Consider the following 4265-nt stretch of genomic DNA (forward strand, 5'->3'; position numbering starts at 1 on the left):
GGCGGAAAAACGCTTGATCAGGTGGCGCAGTCAGGCGACCTTAACGTCAGAACCCAGGCCACTTGGGGAATGTCGGTCAAGATATTCTTCGGCGGAGGACCGTGCGGATGCATGCATTTCCTCCAAAAAACCAATCTGCGCGACGATTTCGCTTGCAAGGTTTGTCGGGGTCAAAACAAGCTCGTCCAAGGACAGGCGAACACAATTTCTGACCACGGATAAACTTAGTGCCGCTTGAATGTCAAAATCGAGCGTTACCAATTCTAGGCGGTTCTCCTCGTTTTGATTTTTACCGCATGCGTAGACTTTGGATTGAAGTCGGCCATCGATTTGTATTTGGTCGGCTAAGGCCTTTGAACCATCTACTTGCAAACCAATTCGGAGGTCGCATTCGTCAACCAAAAATGCCGATAGCAACTGGGGTAACTTCTTTTGGACAGGAGTTAGGTTCGCTGCGAATTTTATGGAGATTTCAGTCTCGCTTATTGATTTGAGGTACAATTCTACCGGCAAGCTGAATGTCCCGACGGGAGTAGTCACCACGTCGCGGTAGCGAACTAGCTTTTCCTGAGCGGAAGTATCGACAGGTATCGCAAGAAAAACCAAATAAAGAACTGTTCTTGTTGATTTGAGCGCAAGCCTGAGGCCTTTCAGAAGCTTAGAGTTAGTCACAGTCGAAACCGCCATCCAGTACTCCCATATCTCTACCTAAGTCGGATGTGCCAAAATCTGTACCTCCAATATCATCTACGCGCATCGATTCGGCGTCAAACATAGATTCTTGAATGGGTTTCGCTTCGAATTCTGGCGTCGAGACCTGTTCGGACATTTCGAGTTCTTCAGAATTCTGGAGCTCGACGTCCAAGGATTCTAATTCTGTAGACAGGTCTTGTTCCACCGTCACAGGTTCAAAGTCAGAATACGAACCAAAATCGGGATCTTGAAAGTCAACGTCATTTACGTCTTCAATTCCTTCCAACGCGTCGGGGCTCAAGCCGACAGGAAAATCAGGGGTTTGCTCGTCCATTGCCAAGCTGGCTTCCTCCATTTCGGCGTTGTTGAAATCAGCCGCCATGTCGATATCTGCACTTGGCGGATGGCATCAACGCGCGCCATGCCCTCGCCGCAAAGCACCTCAACCTGCCGTAACTTCGTGACAATCTCTTCCGGCTTGTGTCGCTTGATTCCCATATTTGATCCTCCGTTTCATAACTATACGGGCGGACCACTTCAGTGGGGGAGGATCAGGTCCAAACAATTTTGCCTGTGTCGCTATCCGATTTGAGCAATGGGCTCTCTGATCTGCGAACAGAAGTTATCAAACGGACAGTTAAAGCTTCGATGGTTTCGCTTAAAGCCTGAACGTCTGCCCTTTGCTCGGCCTGTTGGGCGATTGCTGTGCCCAAATAATTTGTGAAAACGGTCGACGCAAAAAAAACACTGATCGAAATGACTGCCACTAACGCAAGTCGAAAAGTTTGCATGTCAAATCCGCCTTCATTAAAACTATCTCGTATGAGTATACCCTAGATTCCAGCCTTAAATCCAGTTAACTCGAGTTTCGGCTTCACCTAAGCTACCTAGACCTTTACAATAAAGTTCTTCGACCATTGGGTGAAGTGCAGCCCTGCTTCCGTCGACCTATGCTGGATTTCCCAAGCCAAAACAGAGAACGCCGAGATGACAAACTCAAACTCTCCCAACCAGGATAATAAGAACAATGCAGGCGGCGGCTGGCGTTACAAGCTGGGCATCATCATGTTCATCCTGCCGATCATCATGATTGTGATCACACCTATCGTTGTGCCGTTTTTTGGGCTGTCGACGACTGACACTGCCGCGTTAATCGGAGGCACTGTCATTTGCGGCGAAGTTATCTGGTTTGCATCGATACCTTTCTTGGGAAAGGAGGGATTCAAGAAGCTAAAGAACCAGCTTTTCAGCAGGCTGAAACTAAATAGTGGCTCAATTAGCAAGACTCGGCACAGTTGGGGTTTGGTCCTTTTCGGCGGTGCTTTGGCCTTTCAGCTTCTGGTGCTGGTCTGGATTGTCGGTGGGTTTTTCTATCTTGGGCCTGAGCATCTGGCGGAGGGGGTCGCCGGCCTGACATTCGCCGAAGAGGCAACTGGCATGGTCTACATGATCATTGCAAGCGTGGGTGCCTTCTTCGCTGGAATCTGGATGTTAGGCGGAGATTTTGTCGATCGGTTGCAGACCGCTCTGGTCTGGCAAGAAGGAGCTTAAGTCTGTTTGCCCGATTTGTGAGTCCGAGTTGTGCAAACCTTATTGAACTGATGCCTCAATTCAGCGAAGGCGCCGCGTGTGACCGTGGCTCTGAGCCATTGTCAGGCGTTTTAAAACAGCCCAGACATAACTGTACTTTCTGGCTTGTCTTTTTCTTAGTTGTAGTACTTTTACCCCTACAAACGTCGGCCCAGGATTTCCGGCTAGGTGATGGGGTCAGCCGTTTTCCCAGCCAGGCTCTGGCCACTTTTGGCCTGGTGGCGATCCCGAATGACTCTGCAAACGGATTGTCGTTGAGAAACAAATCCAATGACGCGAACGAGTACTTCAGTTTCCAATTGGGTGGCGGCTTTAGACTCCATGAAGAAACACCGATCTACCTAGAAGGATACCTCGGCTATCAGCGTTATGACCCAATCCTAATCGTCTCTCGCCCAAGCGGGGATATGATCGTGCCGGTCAGATGGAATGGAGCGGCTGCCACTGGTGGGATTGGGTATGACTGGAAACTTACGAATCACTGGTCTTTAAGACCGATCATGAATGCCTCAATCGGGCATATTGTGAGTGACGCCGCCATTTTAGGAAATCTTCTGCCGGGTACACCTGATGCGGACGAAGGTTTTTTGGTCGACGGAGGGATGTCTACAGGTGGTCTAGGTGGGTCACTACTGCTCAACTACAAAAAGAGGTCGGCGGCGATGGATGTCGATATTCGAATCCGGCACACGCATTTGGAACTCACATCGATATTCGGCAGTGCAAATCTCAACGCACGGGCCAGCGCGATTTCCAGTTCGATATGGTCGCGTGTCAGGATTCCAGTCCGCGGTTTGAAGTGGCAAAACAGACCCATCCGTTCAGTTTGGGAGGCAAGTATCACCCGCTATTCTGGAGATCAGGGCAAGACGCTTGATATTGAATGGTTGGGCAAGGTGGGCGCCGGTTTGGAACTGGAGCTGACAGGGACGGACATTGGGATAGTCTCGCGCGGGCGCTTAACGTTCAACTATCTATTTGGTGAAGAATATGACGGGGTCTCCATCGGCTTAGGGATCAGCTTCTGAAGCATAGGATGAATTGCCTCCTGGCAAGATCCTGAACCTAATGACTGTTTTTTCTTTGGTTAAGAGAAATGGAATCACGTCTATTTGAAACTTGGCATTGGAGTACGATAAATGGATCTGGCAGTTTTGACTTCAGGGTCTGAAAAGGCCATCGCAGGATTGGCTGAGCTCGAAGCACGCTACGATTTTGTGGCGCCGGAACAAGCCGATGCTCTGATCGTTCTGGGCGGGGACGGTTTTCTTCTACACTGCATCCACGAGTACAAAGACCTCGGCTTGCCAATCTACGGGATGAACAGGGGAACTGTCGGGTTCCTTTTGAATGCCTACCGGGCAGATGGCTTGAGAGACGCTATGAGAAAGGCACAAAAGATCAAGCTAGCGCCCATCCGCATCGAAGTTGAAACACGCGATGGCGAAACACAATCTTTGCTGGCCTTCAACGAAATGTCTATCGTCCGGTACTCCAACCAATCCGCCAACCTTCGGGTATTTGTCGATGGGAGGAAGCAAGTGGAAAAGTATGTTGGTGACGGCCTGATTCTTGCGACGCCCGCGGGAAGTACAGCTTACAATCTCGCGGTGCGCGGACCAATCCTGCCGCTGGACGCAAACGTCCTTGCCCTGACCCCGGTTAGCCCGTTCCGACCGCGCCGATGGTTTGGCGCCGTAGTCTCCAATTCGACCAACCTCGCCGTCGAAGTGATCGACCCGGACAAGCGCCCGGTTGGCGTCTCAGGTGATTTTAACGAAGTACGGGAGCCGATTCGGGTAACTGCCCGGTTGGATCCAGATTCAGCGGTGAACGTTCTGTTCGACCCGCAACAATCACTTAACGACAGAATCGTGTCAGAGCAGTTTTATGGAGGCTAGGCTTTAAACCCACATTCCCCAAGTAAGTCGCTGTTTCCGCTGTCGTGATCGTGTTATTTCCGATATAAATCATGGTGTTGG

5 protein-coding genes and 1 pseudogene are annotated in these 4265 nt (G+C 50.4%); 3 read left to right on the top strand and 3 right to left on the bottom strand.

The genetic code is table 11. The annotated features are described in order from the left end of the window. Positions 1-30: 30 nt before the first annotated feature. The 3 genes and pseudogenes from AC2FIR_RS23980 to AC2FIR_RS23990 all read right to left on the bottom strand — a co-directional run. Positions 31-687 carry a hypothetical protein gene (locus AC2FIR_RS23980; protein WP_496763489.1) on the bottom strand — a complete coding sequence of 219 codons (657 nt, stop codon included), beginning with the start codon at positions 685-687 and terminating at the stop codon, positions 31-33. After that, positions 665-1075, bottom strand: coding sequence for a hypothetical protein (locus tag AC2FIR_RS23985; RefSeq protein WP_496748184.1), 411 nt, complete (start codon positions 1073-1075; stop codon positions 665-667). Before AC2FIR_RS23985 ends, AC2FIR_RS23980 begins: the two co-directional genes overlap by 23 nt. After that, positions 1039-1191: pseudogene (locus tag AC2FIR_RS23990) on the bottom strand (IS3 family transposase); the annotation flags it as partial. The pseudogene AC2FIR_RS23990 and the gene AC2FIR_RS23985, both read right to left, overlap by 37 nt. Positions 1192-1680: 489 nt before the next feature. On the opposite strand from AC2FIR_RS23990, the gene AC2FIR_RS23995 reads away from it, so the two are divergent. The 3 genes from AC2FIR_RS23995 to AC2FIR_RS24005 all read left to right on the top strand — a co-directional run bounded on the left by AC2FIR_RS23995 (position 1681) and on the right by AC2FIR_RS24005 (position 4184). Next, complete coding sequence (locus AC2FIR_RS23995) at positions 1681-2244, top strand: transporter suffix domain-containing protein (RefSeq protein ID WP_170499288.1); 564 nt, start codon at positions 1681-1683, stop codon at positions 2242-2244. A 98-nt stretch (positions 2245-2342) separates the two neighbouring features. Further along, positions 2343-3311 (top strand): hypothetical protein, encoded by a 969-nt coding sequence (locus AC2FIR_RS24000; protein WP_496748180.1) that lies wholly within the window; start codon positions 2343-2345, stop codon positions 3309-3311. 111 nt (positions 3312-3422) lie between these two features. Next, positions 3423-4184, top strand: a complete 762-nt coding sequence (locus AC2FIR_RS24005; protein WP_170499290.1) for an NAD kinase — start codon at positions 3423-3425, stop codon at positions 4182-4184. The last annotated feature ends 81 nt before the right edge of the window (positions 4185-4265 follow it).

This window comes from Ruegeria sp. CDSB136, from assembly GCF_059610965.1.